At 36.6% G+C, this 26,642-nt stretch carries 13 protein-coding genes; all 13 read right to left on the minus strand.

Translation table 11 applies throughout. The features are described 5' to 3' along the window. Window positions 1–10: 10 nt before the first annotated feature. On the minus strand, window positions 11–1,585 hold the full coding sequence (locus tag K8B81_RS16025; RefSeq protein WP_223682570.1) for a glycoside hydrolase family 28 protein: 1,575 nt from the start codon (window positions 1,583–1,585) through the stop codon (window positions 11–13). Window positions 1,586–1,718: 133 nt separating this feature from the next. After that, a complete protein-coding gene (locus K8B81_RS16030) occupies window positions 1,719–3,116 on the minus strand; it encodes a glycoside hydrolase family 140 protein (protein ID WP_223682571.1) in 1,398 nt (465 codons plus the stop codon). A 140-nt stretch (window positions 3,117–3,256) separates the two neighbouring features. Beyond that, entirely contained in the window at window positions 3,257–6,412 is a 3,156-nt protein-coding gene (locus tag K8B81_RS16035; protein WP_223682572.1) for a DUF6298 domain-containing protein, read from the minus strand. A gap of 175 nt (window positions 6,413–6,587) precedes the next feature. Continuing rightward, window positions 6,588–8,285 carry a polysaccharide lyase gene (locus K8B81_RS16040; RefSeq protein WP_223682573.1) on the minus strand — a complete coding sequence of 566 codons (1,698 nt, stop codon included), beginning with the start codon at window positions 8,283–8,285 and terminating at the stop codon, window positions 6,588–6,590. 100 nt (window positions 8,286–8,385) lie between these two features. Continuing rightward, window positions 8,386–9,057 (minus strand): DUF3826 domain-containing protein, encoded by a 672-nt coding sequence (locus tag K8B81_RS16045; protein ID WP_223682574.1) that lies wholly within the window; start codon window positions 9,055–9,057, stop codon window positions 8,386–8,388. A 78-nt stretch (window positions 9,058–9,135) separates the two neighbouring features. Then, window positions 9,136–10,845, minus strand: a complete 1,710-nt coding sequence (locus K8B81_RS16050) for a pectate lyase family protein (RefSeq protein ID WP_223682575.1) — start codon at window positions 10,843–10,845, stop codon at window positions 9,136–9,138. Between the two features lie 91 nt (window positions 10,846–10,936). Next, complete coding sequence (locus K8B81_RS16055; protein WP_223682576.1) at window positions 10,937–12,979, minus strand: RagB/SusD family nutrient uptake outer membrane protein; 2,043 nt, start codon at window positions 12,977–12,979, stop codon at window positions 10,937–10,939. A 27-nt stretch (window positions 12,980–13,006) separates the two neighbouring features. Beyond that, a complete protein-coding gene (locus K8B81_RS16060) occupies window positions 13,007–16,228 on the minus strand; it encodes a SusC/RagA family TonB-linked outer membrane protein (protein WP_223682577.1) in 3,222 nt (1,073 codons plus the stop codon). Between the two features lie 694 nt (window positions 16,229–16,922). Continuing rightward, complete coding sequence (locus K8B81_RS16065) at window positions 16,923–17,915, minus strand: pectinesterase family protein (protein WP_223682578.1); 993 nt, start codon at window positions 17,913–17,915, stop codon at window positions 16,923–16,925. 107 nt (window positions 17,916–18,022) lie between these two features. Further along, window positions 18,023–20,044 carry an aceric acid hydrolase gene (locus K8B81_RS16070; protein WP_223682579.1) on the minus strand — a complete coding sequence of 674 codons (2,022 nt, stop codon included), beginning with the start codon at window positions 20,042–20,044 and terminating at the stop codon, window positions 18,023–18,025. Window positions 20,045–20,132: 88 nt separating this feature from the next. Then, complete coding sequence (locus tag K8B81_RS16075; protein ID WP_223682580.1) at window positions 20,133–22,598, minus strand: pectate lyase family protein; 2,466 nt, start codon at window positions 22,596–22,598, stop codon at window positions 20,133–20,135. Between the two features lie 15 nt (window positions 22,599–22,613). After that, a complete protein-coding gene (locus K8B81_RS16080) occupies window positions 22,614–24,941 on the minus strand; it encodes a DUF5703 domain-containing protein (RefSeq protein ID WP_223682581.1) in 2,328 nt (775 codons plus the stop codon). Window positions 24,942–25,055: 114 nt separating this feature from the next. Continuing rightward, the gene (locus tag K8B81_RS16085) at window positions 25,056–26,480 is read right to left on the minus strand and encodes a sialate O-acetylesterase (RefSeq protein ID WP_223682582.1); all 1,425 of its coding nucleotides are present in this window, start codon (window positions 26,478–26,480) and stop codon (window positions 25,056–25,058) included. Window positions 26,481–26,642: the final 162 nt, after the last annotated feature.

The raw sequence follows: 26,642 nt of genomic DNA on the forward strand, positions 1-26,642 counted from the left end.
TACTCGTTGTTTATTCTGAAATCGCTTTTTTATCCAGATCTTTTCCTTTTTTCACAACTGTAGTCACATTGTTGAACACATTGTTTTTAAGGAAAATATTCTTTGTATCCTTTCCGTTGGCTTCGATGAAAACATCGGTGGCGTTGAACGGGAAATTGTTGTTGATCATAATGTTGGAAGCGTTGTCGATCTTGATAACCGGCACCCCTTTGATTGGCGTTGAAGATCCTACATTGTCGAAAATCAGGTTTTTTGCATCCAGAATTTTGAAAGAAGAACCTATGGTTGCGTTGACTTTTACGTCATGGAATTCTACATCTGTTGCCGTGTTGACGGTGAAACCTTCCTTGCCTTCCATGTTTATGTTGGAGAACGTGATGTTTTGGATTGGCATTTCGACAATTCCGCGAACGAAACCGGCTTTGTTGACATTTCCACCTGTAACGTTGCTGATGTGGATGTTTCTGAAAATCGGCGTGCGCTCTGTAACCGGCTCTACCGGATTGTCCTTGTCGTAGAATAAATCCAAGATGATAGCTTCTTCCTTGATGTTTTTCATTACTATATTGCTCACGCGAATTTCTTCGACCACTCCACCTCGTCCACGTGCGGCTTTGATACGGATTCCACGATCGGTTCCGTCGAAAACACAATTGGAAATCGTGATTTTTTTGATTCCGCCAGACATTTCGCTTCCAATAACCACACCTCCGTGACCGCTTAACATGGTACAGTTGGTGATGGTTACGTTTTCGGTTGCTTTTCCGTATTTCCGACCGTCTGCGTCGCGACCCGATTTGATGGTGATACAGTCGTCACCTACGCTGATGTGGCAATCTGAAATGTGAACGTTCGTACAGGAAGAAGGGTTAATTCCGTCTGTGTTTGGCGAATGCGGATTGAAAATCGAGATTCCGGTTACGGTTACGTTGTCGCAGAATTCAGGATTTATGGTCCAGAACGGTGAATTTTTGAAGGTAACGCCTTCGATTAAAATATTTTTGCAATTATAAGCCTGAAAAAAAGAAGGTCTGAAAAAATGTTTGTCAATCGTTCTTTTGTAATATGGCTCGTACACAATTCCTTTGTTTTGCTCCGTCCACATTTTTTGGTATTTGGTTTCCGGAATCGGACCTTTGGCAGTTTCGATTCGGTAGACTTCATTCCACCACGCTTTTCCCTGACCATCTATTACACCTCTTCCTGTGATGGTAATATTTTCGACGTCTTTGGCGTAAAATAATGGAGAGAAAGACTGCATCACGATTCCTTCATAACGCATTTCGACATACGGAAGATAATCATCGAAGTTCTCTGAAAATTTCAAAAGCGCTCCTGAATCCAAATGAATTGTGATGTTGCTTTTTAGTTTTAAAGCGCCTGTCAAATATTCACCTGCTGGGAAAAATATGGTTCCGCCTCCATTGGCTGACGCATTATCGATGGCTTTTTGAATGGCTTCGGTGCATTTTATTCCTTTGTTGTTTCCGCCTTCGTTTAGGATGTTTAACCAGCCGTCATTTGCGAAAGCTGAATTAATTCCGGTGATTAAACAGAGTAGTATTATGATATTTTTAATTTTCATAGTGTTGTTATTTTCTTCTCATTTTTGTCATCCCGAGAAACGAGGGATCTCCGTTAGTAGCTCCACATGCTGAATAAACTTTGTGTTAGTTTCTTGCGGAGATCCCTCGTTTCTCGGGATGACAATTTTGTGTTTATTTATTTGAACTTAAAATTAAAACCCAGTCGTTTCCATCTTCTTTTTTGCCGGAAGGCTGGAATTCTTTAGTTCCTTTATTGTCAAAAACTCCAATCTTTGTTTTTTTTCCGTTTCTTGGGTTGTACCACGTTGCGGTTACTTTATCTCCTGAAATTTTACCCATATTGACAGTGATTTTTCTTCCGGTATAGGTATAAATCAAAGCATAATCATTTCCTCTTGTTGCCACCTGATAATCGTATTTTTCTCCCTGATTGGCAACTAAGGACTGATCCGGAACTCTTTCTAAGTAGGGAAATTCCAACATCAGATTTTTAATGTGTACCATTTGTCCGGCTCCGGGTGCATTGATGGCTGATGTCCAAAGTTCTTTGTTTCCGTAAGCTGGATTGTCTCCTTTTCTGAACATTTGCATTACGGCATTGTGTCCGTAAGTGTAACCTGCTCCGCCTGCAAAAACCGACCAGTAGCCGTAGCGACGTACATCACTTGCTGTCCATTTTGGCTGTAAGGTGTCATGCAAACCATGCGGAATTCCTTCGTATGATGGCTCTCCGTCTAATGTTGGTTTGGTTGGTTTTAAATCCCAGTCTCTATGAACGAATTTGTAATTATCTTCTTTGAAAGGTTTCACCGAATCCTGATCGTATCTTCTGTGACCGGACTGGAACATATTGAAATCCAGCCAGCTTGCATTATGAAAATTCTCTGAAGAATCGGTTCTTCCGAAAGGATGAAAAGTCACTAACTGATCCGGATTATTGGTTTTTAAAGTACTTCCGAGCGCGTTCCAGATGTCCTGAAATTTATCTCCGTAAGTATCGCCACCGTTCAGCCAGATTATATTGGTTCTTTTTTTATATCGATCGGCTAAAAATTTGGCATATTTTTCAACATCAGCTTTCGTTACTTTACTTTTAGCACTACTAATATTAGTACCCCAAACCGGCACCATGGCAAGGTAGATTCCGTTTTTTTGTGCTACATCCAAAGTATAATCTATGTGATCCCAGTAATCGTATTCGGGAGCATCATTTGGATCGTTGCCTGGTGACGTAATTTGCTGAGACAGATTATCATTCATTAAGGCCTGATCACCATACGCATTTACAGCATTCACATTATGCAAAACCATTACCTGAACTACATTGAATCCTTTTGCTTTTCGATCCTGAAGGTATTTTTCTACACCTGCCCTGTCCAGTTTTCCGAATGTCAGCCAGCCTGTATCGCCAAGCCAGAAAAATGGTTTTCCGTCTTCAGTAACAAAATAATGCTTGTTTTCGTAAACTTTGATTTTTGGTAATGCTTTTGATTTTGCAGATTGTGAAAATCCGCTTTGTGCTGTCAACATCATGCTTATGCTCAGTGCAAATAGATATTTCAGATTCATTTTATTTTTTATTTTGAATTGTGTTTTTATTTTTTTTTGCCACGAATTACACAAATTTTCGCTAATTTCTTCTTTGCTTCGTCTTAATTATTTCACGCAGATTATAAAAAATAATTTCTGAAAATTTGTGTAATTTGTGGCTAATTTTTCTTCACTACGAAAAGTACTTTTTCTTTTATTTCTGATTGCGGAATTACGACTTGTTTTCCTCCGCTGATATTTGCTTTTTTCGTGATATTTCCATTTGAAGCATTGATTGCATATACCTCAAAAGTTCCTTTGTGATTTGATAAATCGATAGAAACATCCTGATCATTTTTCAGATAAAAAAGATAAGAATTCCCTTTGTTTTCAAGCTTCCACAGCTTATCTGAGAAAGTAGTTCCTTCTGCAAACTTCATACCAGTAAGGACAGAATGAAAGGCAGAAAGTTCAATTTTTGGAACATTTGCCAAAGAAGCTCCTGCCATTAATGCCGGCCATCCAAATCGGGGTGCTCCCATTGTGGAATACAACACTGCTTTTTCCGGATATTTTTCACGGTATTCGCGAACGGCACGATACACCTGATCGTCTGTTTCTTTTCCGGTTTTCATTTTACGGGCGTGCTGGCGTGGCGCTAAATTCTTTCCACCTTCCGGTGCATACAGCGTTCCGTCTTCTTTGTAATACCAATATCTGATATCAATTACATCAACGGTTTTAGCTCTTACTTCATCATTCAAAATAGCATCCTGAACATCTTTGGTCGCACTCAAAGCTATTTTCGATTCGTTTGGATGTGACTTTTCATAATTGGCTATCACGTCTATCCAAAATTGCATGAAGCTCAAAGGACCTGTATATTCGGCACTTGTGAGCTGCAAAACGTTAGCATTGTCTTTAAAGTTTTCGATATTTTTTTCAATGAATGCTGTGTGTAATTTACGAATGTCTGCATTTTTTATATCATAAAATTGTTCGGCAAGAAAAATTCTTTTATCGCCCGCGTAAGGCGGTGGTTCCGGCAATCCTGTTGTATTGATGTTATTCGCTGGACGCCAAGGCGAACTCGACCAGTGTGCTCCAGCTTCTAAAATATTATGCTGAAAATAATTTTCGTTTAAAAGAATTTTATTTTTTTGACCTGCTAATTCTGCAAAAGTTTTCAATCGGTTCCAATAAAAAGCGTTGTATCTGGTCAAATCGTATTTACTCAGATGATCCCAGGCAATTCCCTGACCGCTTCTGTCGAAAGGCTGTTCGTAGAATGGTGCCCAGACATCCGCATCGATTCTGCGGATGCGCTCGTGATCGGCCATTCGTTGTTCGTACCACAATCCGTAATTATGATCGATCGCCGATTTATTGTTTTCTACCAAATAATTTACGGTTTCTTCCAAATTATCGGTGTACCCAACTCCATAATGTCCAGGCACAAATCGTGTAATGTGGGGTCTAGATTTCGAAACTTCTGATTCGCGTAAGCTTCCTCTCCACCAAGGTACATCAACCACTTCTCCGGTAATAACGGCTTTTTCAGCAGTTAATAATCCGTTGGTTAAAGCAATTTTATTGGTATTTGCATTTACAACTGCATCCGCTTTTACTTCGTCAATTCGTTTTGCTTTGGCATAATCAATCGAAATTGGATTTCTTGCTGATGCTTTACCAATAAACTCTCTTAAAGTTTCATTTAATTTATAAGCTTCGGCGGTTAGTTCTTTTGCCTGTTCCAATGTCGGACTTGAAGAAGGTTCTGTACCTAAATCCATAATCTGAGGATCCATTGGTAATTTGCCCAAACGCTGTTCCAATAAAGCATAAAATAAACTTCTTGGACTGATATGGTTGTTCACGTCTTTCCAATGTCCGTTTCCTGCCCATTGTGCCCAGACTCCAAACGCCCAATTCTGAGCTGTTGGCGGACTGTAGTTTTCTATTTTTGATGCCGAAGTTTCCCAAATTACGCTATTGGCAACATTCCATCCTAAACCTCTACCGTCCTGTTCTTTGTTTTTGAAACTGATGGCGTTTCCGTCAATTAGTGAAACATCGAAAAGGATTCCGGTTGCCCAGCTTCCCACAGATCCGCTGAAACTGTACGGCAGATGTGATTCGCATTGCAAAAACACATTTGGTCCTGCTGTAGCATAACCTCCGACTACAAAATCATTATATCCAAATTCCGAATAACAACGCTGAAACAAAGTCTGCTGTCCTTCTGTATAAAAAGTATTTCTTCTATGTGCTGCAATTTCCGAAATTGGATTTAAAGCCAGACAATCTTCAACAGTGATTCTTTTGGCTGTTTTCAAAATAGAAACTGCACCGCCTGCAAACTGTTCAATATTGACTTGTTTTACCCAAATGTCTTCCGCATTTGCTATAGAAATTCCATGCCATCTGTGCTGTTCGTCTTTTGGATTTGTAGTATCGTAATCTGATTTCAATGTCAGGTTTTCAACACCTGAATTATTGATTTTTCCTGACCATGTGTAAGTTGCAATGGTTGATTTTGATAATTCTTCATCCAAAGCATTGGTCAAAGGCGCATCAATAATAATTTTATTTCCATCAATAGCTGTAATTTCCCTGTCGGCACGAATAACAAAATCATCGGCTTTCCATCCGATCCAGCCACTTTCTCCACCAAAGTCATTCATTGATAAAAGGTCAATCCAATTTTTGGTAATCGGCGTATTAATTGTAATATGATCTCCTTTTTTTAGGGAAGTTCCATTTTTTATATTTAAAACTGTTGCTCCTAATGGTGTGAAATTATCTGCTAATTCAAATTTATCTTTTAAAATTTGATTGTTGATTCCACTGATATTGACAATTGCTTTTCGGTTGATAGAAGTTCCTAACAGCATTGTTCCGTTAATATCTGAACCGCTACCTCTTAGTACAATTCCGCTATCTTTGATATTAATTTCGCCCGAAACTTTGAAGGTTCCTTTGTCTAAAAGTACAGTTCCTTTAAAACCGTTTTTATCGGCTTTTAATTTGGCAACATAATCTATTGCGGATTGAATTGTTTGAGTCGCATCACCTTCAATATGGGGAACAAAAGCTTTGATAGCAACATCCGGAAGTGCAACTGACGAAGCTTTATATCCTGCATACGAAAAATCAGGAATCTGGTTTCCTTTTGCGTCAGCGATACGTTCCAGCTTTCCTGCTTTAGATTTTGTAATATCGGGAAATGTGTTTTGTGCAGTGCTGATATTGGCACTAAAGAAAATAACAAAACAGGATAAAACGAGTATATCCTGTTTTGTTAGTATTATATTTTTGAATTGGATAAAATTCATTTTTACTTAAACTTTCAAATTACATTTTCCACAAACTTGTCATTTCGACGAAGGAGAAATCACACTAGAAATTCTACAAAGTATATCATCAATCTTTGTCGATATACGAGTGTGATTTCTCCCAAAGGTCGAAATGACAAAATTTGAGCTTATTTTATTATCAAAATTTAAACCTTTACTGCAGTAAAACTTTCGATAAAGTATCCTTATTATTTTCCGGTTTCGTCCAGTCTGTTTTATTGTTTGGATCAATTCCGTTGAAATATTTTTCTAAGTTGGTGTATCCGTCTCCGTTACTATCTTTATTAGCATCCGAAGCATCATTTGGATTCAGTCCAAATTTCTTTTCCCATGCATCCGGAATTCCGTCATTATCAGAATCTTTATAGGGTTTTCCTTTGTATTCCGGATATCCTCCCACTTGATTCGGATGTGTGATAATACCTTTTTTGTAGGAGTCGGCAGGTAATCTTCTTTTGATATATTCCTTACCAATTGTATTTTCCAGACCGTCTTTTACTTCAATTTTTCCGGTACGAACCTGTTTAATGATTCTTTCATCGACTGCATCACGTTTTGGCAAAGTTGCTCCTGCATTTTCTAATACAAAATCATAAGCCTGATCCGCTTTCATAATAGAGATTGGTGGCGTTGGAAAAGCTTTATTTTGTTTAATTTGTGCCAAAAAGTCTTTGGTTATTTCGGGCGACAAATCTTCTAATTGTACTCCTCCGTTCCAGTTATCGGCTGTCACTTCAGGAGAACCCAGAATAAAGTTTCCATCAACAAAGGCCTTTCCGTACTGTTTTGGACTGATATAACCTGATTCCGGTTTGATAATTCGGTAACGAATTGGCTCATCTGTCGGCGTGATTGGTCCCGGTTTGAAATAATTATTGATAATGTTGTATTGCGAACGGTAATCACCACCATCAAGGGTACGATTCCACCAATTGAATACGACGTTATTTACAAAATTAAAACTTCCATACATTCCGACTGAGGCATTTCTCGAAATATTATCGGCCCACAAATTGCGGATAAACATGCTGTTCAAACCGCCGATAGTACTTCCGAAAGCATGATTGTAAGTATCCAGGCCTTCTGATGAAATGGTATTCTGAATAGTCACATTAACAGCCGGTAGTTTTTCTAATTTTGATTTTTCATTCGCCTGAAACTGGTGGCGGTATAATGAAATATTTTCGTCTAATCCCCAGCTCATGGAGCAGTGATCGATAATTACGTTTCCTATTACGTTTCCTCCCAAAGCATCGTCACGACGAGTCACTTCGGTTTCTCCACGGCGAAAACGCATGTAACGAATTATAATATCATGTGTGTCTAATAAAACAGATTCTCCTGCAACGCAGATTCCGTCACCCGGTGCTGTTTGTCCAGCAATTGTAATATAAGGTGCACGAACCGTAATTGGCTTTTTAAGACGAATGATTCCTGAAACATTGAATACTACAGTACGGGCTCCAACAGCCTCAAGTGCTTCACGGAAAGTTCCTTTTCCGCTGTCTTCTAAACTTGTGACAACAAATATTTTACCTCCTCTTCCGCCCGGTGTTTGAGCTCCGCCTCCCATAGCACCGGGAAAAGCAGGAATATCAGCATGAACCAAATCAGTTGGTAATGATGCCCAAGGCACATAAGGTCTTCCTTGCAATTCTTCGGCTTTGATAATATGTTCATTGGCTTTCCAAATCTGATCCAAGCGCTCACTTTCAGCCTTCATCATGGCATCAGTTTTTTCCTGAAGCGGTTTTGGAATATCAGGATACTGAGCGTAGGCTGATGAAAAGATCGAACAGAATGAAAGCGCTATTATTGTTCTAAGGGTCGTCTTGTGAAAATTGTTTTGCATGATCATTAGTATGAAGTTTGTAGTTAGAATAGTTTGACACTGCAATTCATATAAAGTTTAACTTCTAATTTCAAAAATTAAACATGTCAAAAAATAGCCGCTATTCCTTCTTTTGATTCTTTTCTTTTTCTGCAATACGTTTATTCCAGCCTTCTCTTTCTTTAGTTAAATCGTAACCTTCTTTAGACAGGTAATTATTGATTCTTCCTTTGTATTTACCAAACCAGGCATGCTTTTCTTTAGAAGAACCACCATCCATGGCGTGTTCCCTTGCTTCAACTAAAGCATCGTAAATATATTTTTTTTGAGCTTCTGTCAAGGTAGGAATCATATCATTATACGCTGTTACCGTAATCGGAAGTACACCATACGTCATTCCGTCTTTTACCTCGGTGATTTTTGCTTCGTTTAACTGTGTTTTTAATTTTTTAAGATAAGCTTTGTGCAGTTTGTCAATTGATTTATCTGCATCAGCTTTTAGTTTATCAATTTTATCGTTTTGTTTTTCTTTAGTTAAACTACTATCGTCTTTTACTTTTTTAACTGCAGCATCTCTTTCGTCCTGGATTTTGCTCAAATCACGAAACTGCTGTGCAATGATATTGGTTACAGCTGTTTCTTTTTGTTTGTCATTTAAGGCTAATTTCTCAACAATCTTAGCTGCTCTTTCATTGGTAACCTTTACATATTCCGGGTCTGCATCCTGCTGTGCGCTTAATTTGCAAAAGGCAAAAAACAAGAACAATATCCCTAATTTCTTAATTGATGTCATTTTATTTATTTTTTAGTCTAAAGTCAAAGGTTATAAAGTTGAAAGTTTATCCCAAGGTTTATGACCTAACTTCACTTTTTATTTTAAGTCTAACAAAGGTCTTACCAAAGTTTCTTTATTATTCGCTAAATCTGTCCAGTCCACTTTGATAGCCGGGTTTACACCGTTGATGTAGTCTTCGATATTAGAATATCCATCACCATTTAAATCTTTTTTAGTATCAGACGGGTCTTTTGGATCTAACCCGTATTTTTTCTCCCATGCATCCGGCATACCGTCTTTATCTGTGTCGACATAAGGTTTTCCTTTGTATTCAGGATATCCGCCTACCTGTGAAATATCTGTGATGATTCCTTGTTTATACGAATCTTTCGGTAAGCGACGGTGTTCAAATTGGTAGAAGTCTTTTTTCTCCAATCCTTTTGCGTATTCCGGAACTCCGGTTTTAACGGTTCTTACGATTCTTTCATCCACTTTGTCCCTGATTGGCAAAGTTGCTCCCACATTTTTAAGAACAAATTCATATGCTTCATCTGCTTTCATAAAAGGACGGAACCATGGCATTGGGAAAGGTTTGTCACTTTTCATTTTATCGAAATAGGTTTTGGCCTCATCATACCCCATTAATTCCCCTTTTTTGTTTTCGATCTGAATACCACCATCCCAGTTGTCTTTGGTAACTTTTTCGTTACCATTTACTATGTTTCCTGTTACGTGTGCTCTACCAAAAACCATATAAGGCAATTTGCTTCTTCCTGATTCCGGTTTTAAGATTCTGTAGCTGATTGGTTCATTTAAATTCGTTACAGGTCCCGGTTTGTAGAAATTGTTGATAATATTGTAGTTCGCCGTGTAATCACCTCCATCTGTTGATCTGTTGTACCAGTTGAAAACAACATTGTTTACAAAATTGAAAATTCCGTTCCAGCCGATAGACGGGTTTCTACCTGCGTTGTTAGCCCACATATTTCTCATAAAAGAGCAGTTTTCACCGCCTAAAGTACTTCCGAAAGCGTGGTTATACGTATCCAATGCTTCTCCGAACAAACTATTTTGAATGGTTATGTTTACTGTACCCACTTTAACTTCCGGATAACCGGCACCAGGATTATACATGTGACGGTACATAGACATATTTTCATCTAATCCCCAGGTTGCAGAAACGTGATCGATCATGATATTTCCAACAGGATTTCCTCCAATAGCATCATCACGACGGCCTACGAAAGTTTCTCCCCTGCGGAAACGCATATGTCTGATAATTACATCGTGTGTATCAATCCAAGTAGATTCTCCTGCCACGCAAATTCCGTCACCAGGAGCTGTTTGCCCCGCAATGGTAATATAAGGAGCACGAATAATTAATGGGCTTTTAAGTCTGATAATTCCTGATACATTGAAAACTACTATTCTGGCTCCGCCTTTTTCGCACGCTTCACGCAAAGTTCCGGGTCCGCGGTCTTCTAAGCTTGTTACCACATAAACATTTCCGCCACGTCCTCCAAAAGTGTACATACCTCCTCCTTCAGCTCCTGGAAAAGCAGGTATAGACGCCTGTGGTAAATCTGTTGGCCTTGATGCCCATGGAATAAATGGCTTGCCGTGTTTCGCTTCTTCTTCAATTACAACTAATGCTTTTTCCCACGCTTCGTCTGAAAGTCTGTTAGCCTCCGCAATAATGGCGTCTTGTTGTGCCTTAATCTCAGGGCTGATTTTTGGGTATTGGGCAAAACATTTCATGCTTCCCAAAAGCAAAAGGGGCAATACAAATAATGCTGAATTTTTCATGTTAATTTTAATTTGGTAATTCGATTTAAACAAATCACCTGTATCTTTTTGAGGGAATACAGGTGATAGTTATAGTATTTTAATATTTTTTTTATTTCAAAGGATCAAAATTCCCTCCCCATCCCTGGGTTTGTTCTAAATATGGAGAAGAATCTAACAATGATTGATATATTCCGAAATAGTAGTATTCTTTATACCATGTGAATTTCCAATCGTTGGTAGTAGAATCTAAGTTATCTCTTTCAACTATATCAAAATAATTTGTATATAAATATTCCATGTATGCATCATAATTTGGAATTACTGTTCCAGGATTTTTTCCTGTTGCCGGAATTGTGTATGGAAAAACAGGATCTCTGTTAACAACTGGAGCAACACCTGAAGCATTAGCAAGGAAAGGATCCGTCGCTGCTATATATTTAGTCCCATCAGTTTTTTTGGCAACAATAAAATAACCTGTTCTTCTAGTTCCATTAAGCGGTGCAATACCGAGTCTTGTACATGTTCCTTTCGAATCATCGAAAAGCATCCATCTTCTTAAATCGTAAAAGCGTTTATTTTCATAAGCAAATTCTATTTTTCTTTCGTTTAAAACTGCTGCAAAATGCTGGTCTCTTGAGTTAATATTCTCTAAGCCATAATCATCTGAAGCTGCCCCCTTAACAATACCTGCTCGGATTCTTATAGATCTAATTAAATCTTTACCTTCTGTTAAGTTATTGATACCTATTGCACATTCAGCTAAGTTTAAAACAACCTCTGCAAAACGCATTTCCATGTAATCTGTACCACTATTTAAATAACCAGTCAAGTTACTAGAGGTTTCATTAGTTGCCTTTCTAACATATATTCCACTAGAATTTGGCCCTGTTTCAGTACTTTTGTCAGGATTCGGGGCACTCGCTGTAGGGGCTTTAGAATACCATGAGTATGTCCATTGCTTAAAGGCTGTGTTTTCAGCAAATTTCCATATAGCTCCATTGTAAGCAAATGTTTTATAAAATCTTGGATCCCTGTTTTTATAGAACAGTACTGGATTATAAGCTGCATTACCTACAATACTTTTACCATCTGCCATTGGAAAAGCATCTACAATTTGTTTAGTTGGAGATACTGAACCATTTCCTCCAGCGGCTCTTGAACGTACTGCTCTTTCCCAACCATTATTTTTTTGAAGATTAGATGTTGCAGAATTATTAAATCCATAAACAATTACTGCTTCAGGATTATTAACCTCTGTAAACCACATATTTCCCCATGCTGTCCCATTTGCTGTACCTCCAGTAGAGAAAAGGCCTTTTCCTTTAGCTTCTAAAAGTGTTTTTGCAGTAAGATTAGCGTCATAAGCACGTTTCCATCTTTGTACATCATCCGTTGGATTAAAAATCGGACTTGCCCAAGTTAACAACACACGACCTTTAAAAGCTGCTGCTGCTTCACTTGTAATTCTTCCCCAATTTGCATTTGACCATGTTACATCTTTTAGTAGTTCTTGTGCCTTATCTAAATCAGAAATAATTTGCTCAATGCATTCAGAAGTAGAACTTCTTGGGACTTCATTTTCAGTCGATCCTTCCTGAACGATTGGATTTTGTGGTTTTAACACAAGTGGCACACCTCCATATAATCTCACTAAATCAAAATACTGATAAGCTCTCCAAAAATACATCTGACCTTTTAGTGGATTTTTATCAGCATCTGCCATACCAAATTTATCAATTCCGTCTAGAAATACATTGATTTGTTTAATACGGGTATAGGCATTATTATTAATACTTTCAGGCATTCTAATCCCAATATAAGTTAATGCATGAGCATTTAAAGGAGAAATCGAAGCCCATGGTTTATTCCAGTTTGATTCGCCGGGAAGTTCATCGGTTGTCTTAGAAAATTCACTATTACCACCAGAAGCTAAATCCCATGTATTGACTGAAGCATTATTAGCTGGTAAAAAATTGAAATAAACATAATCTACATATTGTGTAGCTAATACAGGAGACTTAAATACGTCTACATCATTTATACCTGCAAAATCCTTCTTTTCTTCCAGAAAATCATCACTACAGCTTGTTGTTATAGAAAAAGTTGCTAAAAGTGTAAATAAACCTATAGCTTTTATATATTTTATTTTCATAATCATATTTTTTTAATAATCATTAAATTAAAATCCTACATTTAATCCCAAAGATAATGTTCGCAAGGTAGGATAGTCTAAGTAGCTACCATTTGCCTCTTGGAAACTGTATGGATTATAAAGGTTAAAAGGATTAAGTGCAACAAAATTTAGTTTACAGCTACTTATATTTATAGCTTGTAAAGCTTTTTGTGGTAATGAATAACTAAGTGTAATGTTTCTACAGGCAATTCTGAATGAATTAACTTCCCAAAAATCTGAATCTACAGAGTTAATTTCAACGTAAGCAGGATTTGGCATATTACCATTCGGATTTAAGGTTGGATCATAAATATTATTCCAAATAGATACTGTATTGTCTACAATTTGAGGGATTTTAGATTTAAAAGCTTTTCTTGCATCACCTGGAATACTTGAATACCCTCCAAAAGATGCATTAATCACAGTATTAAAACTAAATGATTTGTATTCAAATCTTAAAGTGCTTCCTAAGCCATAGTGACTATCCGATTTTTTTGCCAATCTCACTTGGTCATTTACATCAATGATACCATCAGGAGCCGCAAATTGCCCGTTTCCTAAATAAGCTCCTCTAACATCTCTGTAATACAACATACCAGGTCTAAGCTGTGAAGGTGTATATGTTGTGTTTCCGCTTATGTTTTTAACAGCCGTAATTTTGTACTGAGCAACATATTTATCTATATCTTCCTGATTTTTAAACATCCCTATATAATCATAACCCCACACTCCATTATCAGTCGATTCTCCTGGCTTTTTATTCCATGGTTTTAAGATATCTTCATTGTTATAATTTCCTTTGATTGCTTTATTGTCAGACCATCCAAAACGCATGTCAATTCCATACTTTATATCCTGTCCCACTTTATCATTCCATCCTACTGCTAATTCAACTCCAAAAGTGTCCATTTTTCCATAATTTTGAGCAGCTACTGTTCCTCCAATTGTAAATGGCAAATTACCTGTTACATTCATTAGCAGATTTGTTCCTATATTGTAATATGATTCTGCAGTAAGAGCTAATCTATTGTTCAAAAATTTCATATCAACACCAAAATTAGTCTTTATTTCATCACTCCAGGTTGCATCTGGATTTGGAGACGCTTCCATTTTCCATCCATGTGTCATATCGGTATTTCCTCCAAAAACCGCTCCTTTGCTACCTTGATAACTATACCTTTGTTTCCATAACCATGCTTTTGTATCATCTTTACCTAACAAACCAATAGAGTATCTAAATTTAAGAAAATCAATTGTAGAAGATTCAAAAAAGTCTTCCTTAGAAACTACCCAACCGATAGATCCTGAGTAAAAATTACCCCAATAGTATTCTGGAGCAAATTTCGTTGATGCATCACTCCTAAATAAGAACTCAGCTAAATATTTATCTCCGTAAGCATAATTTACCCTTCCAACATATCCTAATGAACCACTTTCATTTTTTGTAGTTTGACCATCAATAGCACCATTAGCAGTAGTAAATTGACCATTAGTGCCATCTAAAACATTTGTTTTTGAAACACGTTCTTTATTTAATGTTGCTTCAGATTTTTCAATTCCAAACACTCCACTAATACTATGTTTGCCAAAAGTACGGTCATATGAAACGGTTAAGTTTAACTGCTCAGATAATGTAGTGGTATTGTCAAATAATAATATGTCTCCATTATTATATTTCGTTGCTTTAAGTGGTGCATCGGTAATATTATCATTAAATATGTGTTCATTATCTCCTAGACCTTTAAACTGATATAAAGTATAACTAGTTCCTACCTGCGTCCCCCTAATATTACCCATGTTGCGTGCATAAGATCCTCTTGCCATCAAACCCTTTATAAAGGGAACTTTATATTCTGTGTACATATTCACAGTCATTGTACTTGCAGTAGTTTCTGCAAGATTATTCAAACGTTGAATTTCAGGATAATGATAACGTTGATTTCCATCATTATTATTTAACAATTCAATTGGTAAACCATTAACATAATTTGGGATATATGGAATATGAGTTAACAACTCGTTATAATCATTTTCATCTTTCTCCCCTCCAATTTTATTGAATGTTTTTTGTTGATCTGAATAAAAGCCAGACAACTGTAATCCTGCTTTCCAGTTGGAAGATAATTTAACATCAGTTCCAGCCCTAAAATTCCATTTACTATAATCCAATGTACTTAAATTTCCATTTTGTTGAAAATAAGAAGCGCCCGCAAAATACGTAGCTTTCTCAGAGCCACCAGTTACGTTCAAATTATGTCTCATATTAAAGGATGGCTTCCATTCATCATCTAAATATGTATTTTTCAAAGTCTTGAAATATTCCAATTCATCGTTTGAAAATATATATTCTTTACCAGTTTGATTATAACCATTAGGCCCATTCATAATATTCACGTATTGTGCAAATTCATATGCATTCAACATTTTTGATTGGTAGGTTTTATCATTCGAGCCATAAGAACCACTGTAAGAAAATTTAGGATCTCCTTTCGTACCTCTTTTAGTTGTTACTAATACAACCCCTTGAGCTGAACGAGCTCCATAAATTGCTGCAGCAGCATCTTTAAGAAAAGAGATGCTTTCTACTTCAGAAGAATCTAAATTATCAAAAAGCGTACTATCATTTAGACCATCCGCTCCAATTTGTAAAACACCATCGATAACATATAATGGGTTTAAATTCCCTCCATCTTTTGCTAAAGAATAAGGTTGTCTAATTGTCAAATTAGATTTTACTCCAGGTCTAGTAGATCCCCCTGAAACACCAACTCCTAAAACCCTTCCTTGTAAAGCAGTACCTAAGTCTCCAACAGGCAAATCTGTTATTTCACTCATTTTAACAGTTTCTATAGCACCTGTAAGATGAGTTTTCTTTTGACTCGTGTATCCCACAACTACAATGTTATCTAATTGATTAGAGTCTTCTTGTAATCTTGCATCAAGATTAGTACGACCATTTAAAGGAATTTCTATTTTCTTCATTCCAATAAAAGAAAAAACCAATGTTGCCCCAGGTTTTACATTAATTTCATATTTACCGTTGTAATCTGTTGTAACGGAGTTTTTTGTAGATTTTTCTGTCACATTCACACCTGGCATTAGTCCGCTTGAATTATCTGTAACGGTACCAGTGATCTTAATTTGGCTGCTTCCATTTTGGGCATAAGTGATAATGCTCATTAATGCAAACAAAATAAAACTACATCTTTTGATAAGTGTTTGTTTCATAAATTTTTGATTTAGTTAGATTAATAGTTAGGTTAGTTTTTAGTTTTAATAATTAATTTTAACGTTAATAGATACTACAATTTTATGGGCTATTAAATAACTGCAGAAAGTTAAACGTTAAAAACACATTTATACTTGGTTTCAAAAATATAAGGATTGAAAATCACAACTGTCCTGTAGCATCCTGCTAAAAAATTATCATCAAAAAAATTTAAGTAAAAAAAGTGTATCCTTAAAAAAATGTAAGAGTAAATAGTGTTACATCAAAAAAAACCATGAAAATTTAAACATAACAAAACGGAGGCAATATAAGTAAGAAAAAATACCTGGAAACGAAGCTATTTTAAAAAAAAACAATGACATTAAAAATAATTATCTATATTTTTTTTATTGAAACACTTTAAGAAATCGATTTCTTTTAATTAAAATTCTTACAAAGAATATAATTCATCACAAATAAAAAAAAATTAAAAAAATTAAAAAAAATAATTTAAGAGTAGTAAATTCTTATTAATACAGTGACGATCTTCTGGATTTTAAGTGTTTAATATAAATCGATTATTCTGTGTCGAGATTGGAGATTGACGTTATGCTGAAGTACTTTTTAATCTTCCACAATAATCGAATTGCCTCATATAGGAACTGGCTTGTTGTAATTGTATAAGTCTCAATCCTATAATCCTATACAATAATTTTATAATTTAGGATTCCAGTTACCCAATACTTTATTCAAAGTATATTTTTTTAGATCTGCTTTTTTCAATTGATGCGACCATGCTGCTCTTTTAGAAAGGTCTTTAGCTCCTTCACCTTTGCTTCCTAATTCAGCATAATAAACCGTTTTTTCCTTGTCTGGAAAGTTCTTATCTCCTTTCCATGGATTCCATCCTTCATGAACTATATGCGAACCTAATTCTGTATTGATAAATACCGTTTTCGCAAAAGGCCTCCACGGACGCCCCAGAAAAACCTTATCAACCGTATTGTCTTTTGCAGTAAGTTTACAATCCACAAATACAAATCCGTATGTATCTTCCTTAGTTGTGGAGGCTGCGGTAACATACGAATTGCTTAAACTTTCGATAGTGCAATTATAAAAATATGCAGTTGCAGCACCAAAAATAAAATCGGTTGTACCGTTGATATAACAGTTTTCTAAATAATTACGGGTTCCGCCTTTTGCTAAATACAAAGTATCCTGATTTCCTAAAATGGAGCAGTTTTTTACATAAATCCTGTCACCTTCAGTATGCAAGGCCACTGCCTGACCTACTTTACCAGCTGTATTTTCTACAGTGAGATTTTCTACTGAACAGTCATTTCCCTGAACTAACAAAGTATAAGACGTATAAGTACTAAATTTTGGATCTCCCGTAACGTCAATTCCTCTGAAAGGTTTTCCGGAATAATCATTGTATGAAATAATTGTCTTTTCTCTGTCTGAGCCTTTTAACGTAATATTTCTTTTGAAAGCCGGGATTACTACTTTTTCATTATAAATTCCGGACTTGATCGTAATAACAACCCGCTTTTCGGCGTGGTCTCTTACTTTATTAATAGCTTCCTGAATAGTTTTGAAATCTCCGGAACCATCCTGTGCGACAGTTAATTCAAACCGGTTATCAGTTGTTTGTGCAGATGATTTTAAAGCTATTAATGCTAAAAATAAGGTAACGATATATTTCATAGTTGATGGATTTTTAAATTACATAAGTCATATAAGGTACTAAGTTTAGAAATTATTTTTCTCTTGCTTAAAACCTTATATGACTTACATGGTAAATGCAAATTATTTTAATGTGAAAGCCAGACAGACATTTCGCCCTTACCATGATTTCCCCACGCAAAATACGGAATTAATTTCACAGTAAACTCTTTGCTATCTTTTGCCGAAAGCGGTTTGTAAAGCTTTTTATTCCATGAAGTATCATTATTGATGGATGAACTGGCCGTTATACTTAGCAATTGTCTGTCCTTAATTTTGATAAAATCTGTCGTGAATTTAGAATTGACATCCAAAACTACTTCGTTGATACTTGCATTCTCAGGAAGCTGATCCGATTCTAGGCAATAAACAATCGGGCCTCTTTTTACAGCCACCTGATTTTTCACTTCTTCTACTAATGGATTCGCCTGCATCAATTCAACCGGCATCGGAATATTCAATTCGATCACATCGCCTTTTTTCCATTTTTGCACTATTTTTTGGTAGGATCCTGAAGTTATAGCCTCGTTGATTTTTTTTCCATTTAATGAAATAGTTGTCCCCTGACTCCAGCCCGGTATTCTCAATAAAAAAGCATAAACATCTTTTGGAGCTTTTACGATTTTCAACGTAACTTTTCCATCCCAGGGATAATTGGTCTGTTGTTCGATTTCAATTTTTTCTCCTGCAAGTGTCGTTGAACTCAGGTTATTGCTTCCGTATAAATTCACATATAAACCTTCTTTCGAAAAGTTGTAAGCGTAATTACTCACCTCAGCAATCGTTCTGGTCACGTTCGGGGCACAACAATTGGATAACGCAATATAGCCTTCGCGTTCTTTGCTCCATCTTTGTTTGAAAGGCAAATCTTTAGAAACATTCAGCGGATTATTATAAAAGAATTTTTTTCCTTCCAAATCAATTCCCGAAAGAACACTATTATATAATGCCAATTCTACAATATCCGCATATTTGGCATCACCTGTAATCTGAAGCATTCTCCAGTTCCATAACACGTTTCCAATATTAGCACAAGTTTCAGTATGAGCCGTTGCATTTGGCAGTTGAAAAGGTCTTCCGTATGCCTGATGAATTTTCTGAACATCAGTTGGATTGTACGAAGTTCCATCTGGCGAAACCCCGTCATATAAAGAACCGCAAGCTCCTGTGATGTACATTTTTCTATATGTTACATCATCCCAAATTGATTCTAAATTATCCAGTAATTTTTTCTCTCCGGTTTCAGCATATAAATCGGCTACACCTGCGTACAGATAATTCGCTCTAACGGCGTGACCCATTGCAGTTGTCTGTTGTCTGAACGGAATCCTGTCCTGATTGTCATCGGTTCCATCTTCGGTAGTTCCTCTGATATCGATTAAATTATTCGCCAATTCCAGATATTTTGGATTTTTCGTGGTACGGTACATTTCGACAATTCCCATATAATGCGAAGGGCAAATCGCATTTCGCGCTAATTCCGGCGATGCTTTTTTATAGAAATCATATAAAAAATCAGCAACACCTTTTGCAATATTCAGAAAATTCGTTTTCCCTGTAGCTCGATAATGAATACAGGCTGCCGTCATCAAATGTCCCATGTTGTATTTCTCAAAACCCAGTTGTTTTTTAACTTCTTCAGGTCCAAGCGTTCCCCAGCGTTCATCAATCAAAACCGGTGTATGCAGGTAGCCGTCTTTTCGCTGCGCTTTCGCAAAAAGAGCAATAGCTTTATCCATTTCGGCATCCAGCTTTTTATCTTTTGTAACGGCATAAGTCGCAGCCATTCCTTCAAAAATTTTATAAAAATCACCATCATGAAAAGAAGGTCCTTTGAAAGTTCCTTTGCTTATTCCGGCAGCAATTTCGAAGTTTTTGTATGCATGGGAAACCTCATCGTTGTGATACAAGTCCCACATGTAAGGAAGCGTATTTTTGGTTTCTACATCAAATTGTTCTTTCCAGAAGCCACTGGTCCATTTTACATCCTGTAAACCTACACTCTGCAATTTAGAATAAGGACTTTCTGAATTGGCGACCAGACCTTTGTTTTGTGCTATAAAAGCAGTTGAAAAAAGGATTGATGATAATACGATGATTTGCTTTTTCATTTTTTATATTTAAAAAAATTTCAACCGAAAATTCGCAAATTATAAATATTGAGTTTGCTCAAATAATTTGCGAATTTGCGGTAAATTATTATTTCACAAAGAAATTAATCGTTCTGCTCATTGTATCCCCATCAGCATCTTTAACTGTCAGGACAAAAGATGCCAATCCTGATTCAATAGGCGTAAACTGAACTTCTTTTCCTTTTAAGATTACTCGTCCATTAGTGAGATCCGAAAACGTAAATACAGGACTTGCTTCGTATGCTTTAAAATAATCTGCAGCATTTAAAACAGTTTGCTCTCCAGATTTCACAAAGAAATGCGGCTGTGTGATCCAGTCTAAATAATTATCTAATTGTGTAAATCCGTCTTCGTCTAAATCTGCATTAGCATCTGAAAAATCTCCCGGTTTTGAATTTTCATTTAAACCAAATGCTTTCTCCCACCAGTCTGGCAAACCATCATGATCGGTATCCCAGTCTGCCGGACGGGTTTCTGATGGGAAGTTTGGCCATCCTCCTGCATCTTCCTCATTATCAATCATTCCGCCAAGACCGCTTTTGCTTCCTTTATACGTAAAAGTCCCTTTTAAAGTCTCCTCTACAATTCGGTTATCATGCTTATCAAAAAATGGCTGATTCGCACCAACATCTGAAAGTACATTTTTATACGCTCCTTTTGCTGACTGAGTATTTACATAAGACTCGAAGAAAGGTTTATCTACAAATGTCTCATAGTCTACTTTATCGTTATTGGTAATGGTTCTTTTTCTGCCTTTTTCCTGAGATTTCTCATCAAAATAACCCGGCATTACATTGCCGTCAAAGAAATAACGCTGCATTCCTTTTCCAACACCTTCATGCTGTGCATTAAGTGCTACGAAAATTCCTGTTGAAGCGCCCGGTTTATAGAAATTATTCACAAAATTAACTTCATTTGCTCCGCCGTCAGTAGTTCTTTTACCCCAGTTGTAAACTACATTGTTTCTAATATCAAGTCTTCCTGTATAAAAGCCGTCACCACTTAAACCACCGCCAATACTCCAGTTTCTCCCGTAATTATGTGCCAGTAAATTGTGGTGAAAACTTCCGATATCACCACCAATCGTTGCTGCATAACCGTGCATTTTTCCGGCTTCGTATTTATCGTGTCCGGCTACATTTAAAGCTTCTGAAATTAAAGTTCGTTGCAATGTGATATGATGAGCGCCACGCGAACTAAACGATTCATCAATGGTCCAGCTAATTGAACAGTGGTCTATGATACTGTAATCTGCACCCGTTAATCCCATACCATCAAAAGTAGTTCCGCCTCCGATTCTTACTTTTAAAAATCGAATTACACCATCATTTCCCGTTAAACCAATAGGTGCACGGCTAATCGTAATTCCTTCGCCAGGGGCTGTCTGTCCTGCAATAGTAATATAGGGCTGATTGACCACTAACCTTGATTTCAACTGAATATTCCCAGAAACATTAAACACAATAGTTCTCGGTCCAATTTGCTGATCAACAGCGTCACGTAAACTTCCAGGCCCGTCGTCGTTAAGGTTGGTTACTTCAACCACTTTTCCGCCACGGCCCCCAACGGCAAAACGCCCGTAACCTTCTGCTCCCGGAAAAGCCAATTGAGCCGGTTTGAATGACCATACATTTCCTAAAGTAACATTTCCTTTAGCATCTACTTCATCAACACGCCAATAATACGTTGAACCACTGTATAAATCAGCAACCGAAAATGTTCTGTCTGTTAATTTTCCTTTGAATTCTTTTGAAGATTCAGTGGCATTGGCAACAGCATTTTTATCTTCGCCAAAAAACAATTTATGTGCTACAGCATTTTTTGAAGCATCCCATTCCAGCAAGAACTTTTTGTCAGTTGTCACAACATGCTCATTTGCATTTTCCGGTTTTGGAGAACGTGCCTGATTCATTAAGTTTGGCGTATCGATTTCAAAACCATTAATCACAATCTGCTTTACAATATCAGGATTGATTGCAGGATCAATTTCAAAACGAACTACTACATCTTTTCCTTTTTCAGCATTGAAAGTGACATAAGCCATAGTAGCATCAATTTTTGCATTGGCTCTCTGACTTGCATTTACCGTTTCCTGAAGTTTTCCGTTTACGAAAATTCTTATCGGTGAGAAAGTTTTTCCGGTAATGACATCAAAAGCATTGTGAAAAGTTAAAAGCGTGTGTTTTCCTGGCTTTAACCCGCTAATTTTCATTTCCAGATTTTCAGCTGTAACTAGTCCGTCAGCGCCTAATCTATTGTAAAAAGGTGCGTTCATACCTACTTTATACCATTTCGAACTGAAGTTGCCTTTCAGTTTAAATGTCACACCGTTAAACGTTTTTTGGTCTTCTTTCATTTCATTTACCACCCATGAATCATAACCTGGGGCATGGACTTCTTCTAGTCTTCTCTGGAAAAAATCAAAATCGACCTTTACAATTTGTTTTTCAGTTGTTTTCCCAACCGATTGTGCCTGTACATTTGCTGATAAAAGTGTTGCCAAAACAGCAGCACTTACTAATTTTTTAATCATTTTAATTGGTAATAGTTAGTTTAATTTTTTCTTTTCTTCTGTTGAAATCCCTAACAGATTAATAATGTCTTTTTTTCTTTCTTCCGGAATTACTTTTAAAACCTTTACTTCTCCATTAATCAGCTCGGCTTCAATTGTTGTATTTTGTTTGGCATGTAACTTAAAATGAACATTCCATTCTTTGGGCCAGGCCGGAAAAAGATAGATTTTTCCATCAGCTTCCTGCAAAAGCATTTCCTGCATCCCAATCATTCCCGAACCGCCCCAGTTATGATCCGGAACCCAGTCAAATCCGGGACCCCAAAATGCCGGAAAACGTGTTTCTGAATTAGCCATTTTTAGCAGATTATATTTCATTGCTTCTTCTGTCAAACCTAAACGGGCTGCGAAAATATTATCCTGTTTCCAACCGATGTGACTTCTGAATTTTAAAGCATCAGGATCGTATTTCCATGTATTCAAAGCCGTTTCTAAATCAGGTTTTCCAATTCCAAAAATTCCCCAAGGATAAACGGGATACAATTGCGGTATTTCAGTATTGTTAACCCGCTCCCATGTTTTAGCAGGAAGCAACATTTTATGATTTTCAATCTGCCCAAAATTCAAAGGCGGAATTCTATTTTGAAATGCTTTTAAATATTCAACATCTTCTTTTGACAATTCATTCGCCGAAAGGTTTAAAAGGCTTTCTGTAATAACTTGCAAAGCCGAAATCGTGCTATTTGAATTATTCGTCATTTTATACGTTTCAGCCGCTGAACCTGGAAAAAGAACCAATTTTCCGTTTCCATCTAGTGCTTTTCTTCCTCTTTGTTTCGCTAAATATTGGTAATGTTCATCAAAAAATCGAAGACAACTAATTATAAATGAATTGTATTTCTGAATGTCTTCTTTAGCATATTCTTTCTGCTGCAACATCATTTGACAGAATTCTAAAACAGTGTCCCATTCGTATTCCAGCCAGGCATTGTATTCCATTCCCGGATCGTAATCGGCAGGACGTTTCCATTCGTATTCTGCCGGATTTGGCAATCCGAAATTTTCTAATTGTTCTGTGAACGATGCTCCGTTGTGTTTCCAATATACTTTACTTCGTAATTCGGCATTTTTTTGAAGACTTACATAATAATCCAATTGCGATTTCATCATATCAAAATCACCACTTTTTACCATCGGAAAATAAACCAATCGCTGGTTTTGAGCCGTCATCGTTCCACCTCCCCAATTTCTAAAATCGGGTGTAAAATTTAAGTCTTTATTCGTATGAACAGGATCAACTGTAAACAATCCACCATTGAATTTCGTTGGATATTTCCCATACGCATTACATCCTAACATGTATCGAAACAACTGATAATTCTGTCCGATTTGATAAACCGAATCTTTCTCAATCGATTGATTTTTTTGTATAAAAATAAAACTGCGGTTCCAGAAATTATTCCACCATTTTATCGTGTTTTTTTCTACTTGTTTTGCTGTATTTTTATTTTCAGCAATCAAACTTTTCAATCCATTATTCCAAGTTGAAAAATCAGATTGATTGGTGTTTAAATAAATTTCTAGCGAATGTTTTTTTGAAGGTTTTACGCTCGTTAAATTAAAACCTTTAAAATCGGTATCCTGATATTTTCCTAAATAAGTTCCATCCGGTTTTAGGTTATCACCTTTCATGAATCCGCCGAAAGTTAGATTGGCAATCGGATTCATCATTTGGTCTTTAACTGATTCCATTTTCTGTTGTTTTACAGCAACATCGAAAACGGTTTGTTCACGATTTCGGTGATAAAATTTAAGTCCGTTATTTTCAAAAGCAATCGAATCTTTAAAATTGACAAGATCCCCTTGAGGCGCCCATTTATAGGAATTGGCATTATTTTCTTTTCCTTTTGAAATACGGTTTTGATGACGCCAACTTTCGTAAGAAGCCGTCATTTGCAGTGGATTTTTACTTTCCAAATCGACATGGATAATCGGTTTGAAAACATCGACCCAAAGTTTGATTTTGGTATCATTTTGGCCAACCAAAATATAACCATCTTTGAGTTTTAACTCCTGATGAAAACCTGCTGCCCCCTCAAACGGATTTGGCGTTAAAGTCACTTTTACTCTTCCTAATTTCAATAAAGTATTATGTTCGTCAAAAGTACCGCTTCGCGAAAAATAGAAATACAAATCTCCTTTCTCCACCCAGACATTCATACCAATATCACCGCCTCCCAATGGCATAGATTCGGATGAATTTGTGCTTTGTGTTGTCCATACTTGATTGTAATTTTCAAGCGTTGGAATCTGCGCTTTAAGGCAAAGCGTAGTGAAGAGAAATATGTATTTTATGTATTTCATTTTTTAGCTCTCCTGCAAGGTTTTCAAAACCTTGTAGGTATTTATTTTTACACTTTTAAATTCTAAATCAGACACCTACAAGGTTTTAAAAACCTTGCAGGAGCCTCATACGTATTACCATTCATCGGTTCTAAACGAAGAAACCGGCAAACCTCCTCCGCTAAATAGTTCCGCTTTTGCGAAATCTTTCCATAAATAACGTATTGCAACAGGTTTGGCAACTTTATCAGAAGTCAAAACCACCGATTTTCTTCTTACAACCGCTTTTGCAGGATAAAAAACTTTGTCTTCGCCTGCTATTTCAAAACCTTCCACTTCTTTGTCATAAGACGTAATTCCGTTTTCAACATTATCAAAAGAAACAGTTACAGTACCGTCTTTTATTTCCATTGATTTGTATTTCGGACTTTCAAATTCGAAACCTTCAATTCCGTACGTTCTCGCCAAAGCCTGAAAAGCCAAACGGTTCCCCCCTTTTTCCTTGTCCATTGGATGAATGTTATTTTCTTCCCCAACGTCCATTAAAACTGCCATTCCCGAATTTGGAATTTCTTTTGAAGCCTTAAACTGTGCTTCTCTCAAATAAGCAGAATTGTATTTTTCTACATAATCTTTTGGATGAAATGAAGCGTAGTTAAACGGTGCAATCTGAGCGAAATAAAAAGGAAATTCTCCTTGATTCCACATTGTTCTCCAACTGCTCACCATTTTTTTCATCAAAGCCGTATATTCATTTGCTCTTTCATAATTCGATTCTCCCTGATACCAAATACAGCCTTTTATTCCGTAACCAATAACAGGAGAAAGCATTCCGTTAAACAACGTTGTCGGAACTCTGTTTGGATCTTTTGCCAATTCTTCTTTTGTTGTCGGAATTTTAGCGCTGGCAAAATCTTTCAGCATTTCCTGATTCATCCACGCTTCCATACTTGAACCTCCGTACGAAACGTGAATTAATCCAACCGGAACATTTAAAACTTCCTGTAAAAGCGATCCGAAATACCAAGCCGTTGCGCTAAAATTTGAAGTTGATTTTGGAGAAGCTTCTTCCCATTTTCCATCAAAATCGTCTTTTGGTTCTAAAACCGTAGCACGTGGAACCGTAATTATACGAATGTTTTTATTGGTTGATCTCACAATAATTTCGTTTCCGTTTTTAACTGGCTGTCCCTGAAATCCTTTTAACGGCATTTCCATATTCGATTGCCCTGAACAAAGCCAAACTTCGCCAACTAAAATGTTTTTAATGGTTACTTTTTCCGTTCCTTCTGTTACTTCAATTGTAAATGGTCCGCCTGCAATTGGTGTTTGCAATGCTGTTTTCCATTTACCGGAAACATCGGCTTTTGTTTTGTAGATTTTGGAATTCCACGATGTTTTGATGGTAACATTTGCATTCTTTTCTGTCCAGCCCCAAATGGGTGCGTTCGATTTTTGCTGTAGCATCATATTGTTACTAAACAATGCAGGCATTTTGATTTTTGCATTGATTTGCAGGCTTGTTAGAACTACTAAAAAAGCAATAATTGATTTTTTCATTTTGATTTATTTTTTTATTGCCACAGATTAAAGGATTATTTAATCATTAAAATCATTTAATCTGTGGCTAATTATGTTTTCTTTTTAATTGCCTCCAGTTTTAACTGGAGGTTACAAATGTTTTTCTTCATTGGGCTTTAGCCAAATTATTAGTTTGGCTAA

Source organism: Flavobacterium hibisci (assembly GCF_020026925.1).
In the GTDB taxonomy this organism is placed as follows: Bacteria; Bacteroidota; Bacteroidia; order Flavobacteriales; family Flavobacteriaceae; genus Flavobacterium; species Flavobacterium hibisci.

Coding starts and splice junctions, on each gene's coding strand:
- K8B81_RS16025 (WP_223682570.1), bottom strand. CDS start 1,585: ATGAAAATTAAAAATATCATAATACTACTCTGTTTAATCACCGGAATT.
- K8B81_RS16030 (WP_223682571.1), bottom strand. CDS start 3,116: ATGAATCTGAAATATCTATTTGCACTGAGCATAAGCATGATGTTGACA.
- K8B81_RS16035 (WP_223682572.1), bottom strand. CDS start 6,412: ATGAATTTTATCCAATTCAAAAATATAATACTAACAAAACAGGATATA.
- K8B81_RS16040 (WP_223682573.1), bottom strand. CDS start 8,285: ATGCAAAACAATTTTCACAAGACGACCCTTAGAACAATAATAGCGCTT.
- K8B81_RS16045 (WP_223682574.1), bottom strand. CDS start 9,057: ATGACATCAATTAAGAAATTAGGGATATTGTTCTTGTTTTTTGCCTTT.
- K8B81_RS16050 (WP_223682575.1), bottom strand. CDS start 10,845: ATGAAAAATTCAGCATTATTTGTATTGCCCCTTTTGCTTTTGGGAAGC.
- K8B81_RS16055 (WP_223682576.1), bottom strand. CDS start 12,979: ATGAAAATAAAATATATAAAAGCTATAGGTTTATTTACACTTTTAGCA.
- K8B81_RS16060 (WP_223682577.1), bottom strand. CDS start 16,228: ATGAAACAAACACTTATCAAAAGATGTAGTTTTATTTTGTTTGCATTA.
- K8B81_RS16065 (WP_223682578.1), bottom strand. CDS start 17,915: ATGAAATATATCGTTACCTTATTTTTAGCATTAATAGCTTTAAAATCA.
- K8B81_RS16070 (WP_223682579.1), bottom strand. CDS start 20,044: ATGAAAAAGCAAATCATCGTATTATCATCAATCCTTTTTTCAACTGCT.
- K8B81_RS16075 (WP_223682580.1), bottom strand. CDS start 22,598: ATGATTAAAAAATTAGTAAGTGCTGCTGTTTTGGCAACACTTTTATCA.
- K8B81_RS16080 (WP_223682581.1), bottom strand. CDS start 24,941: ATGAAATACATAAAATACATATTTCTCTTCACTACGCTTTGCCTTAAA.
- K8B81_RS16085 (WP_223682582.1), bottom strand. CDS start 26,480: ATGAAAAAATCAATTATTGCTTTTTTAGTAGTTCTAACAAGCCTGCAA.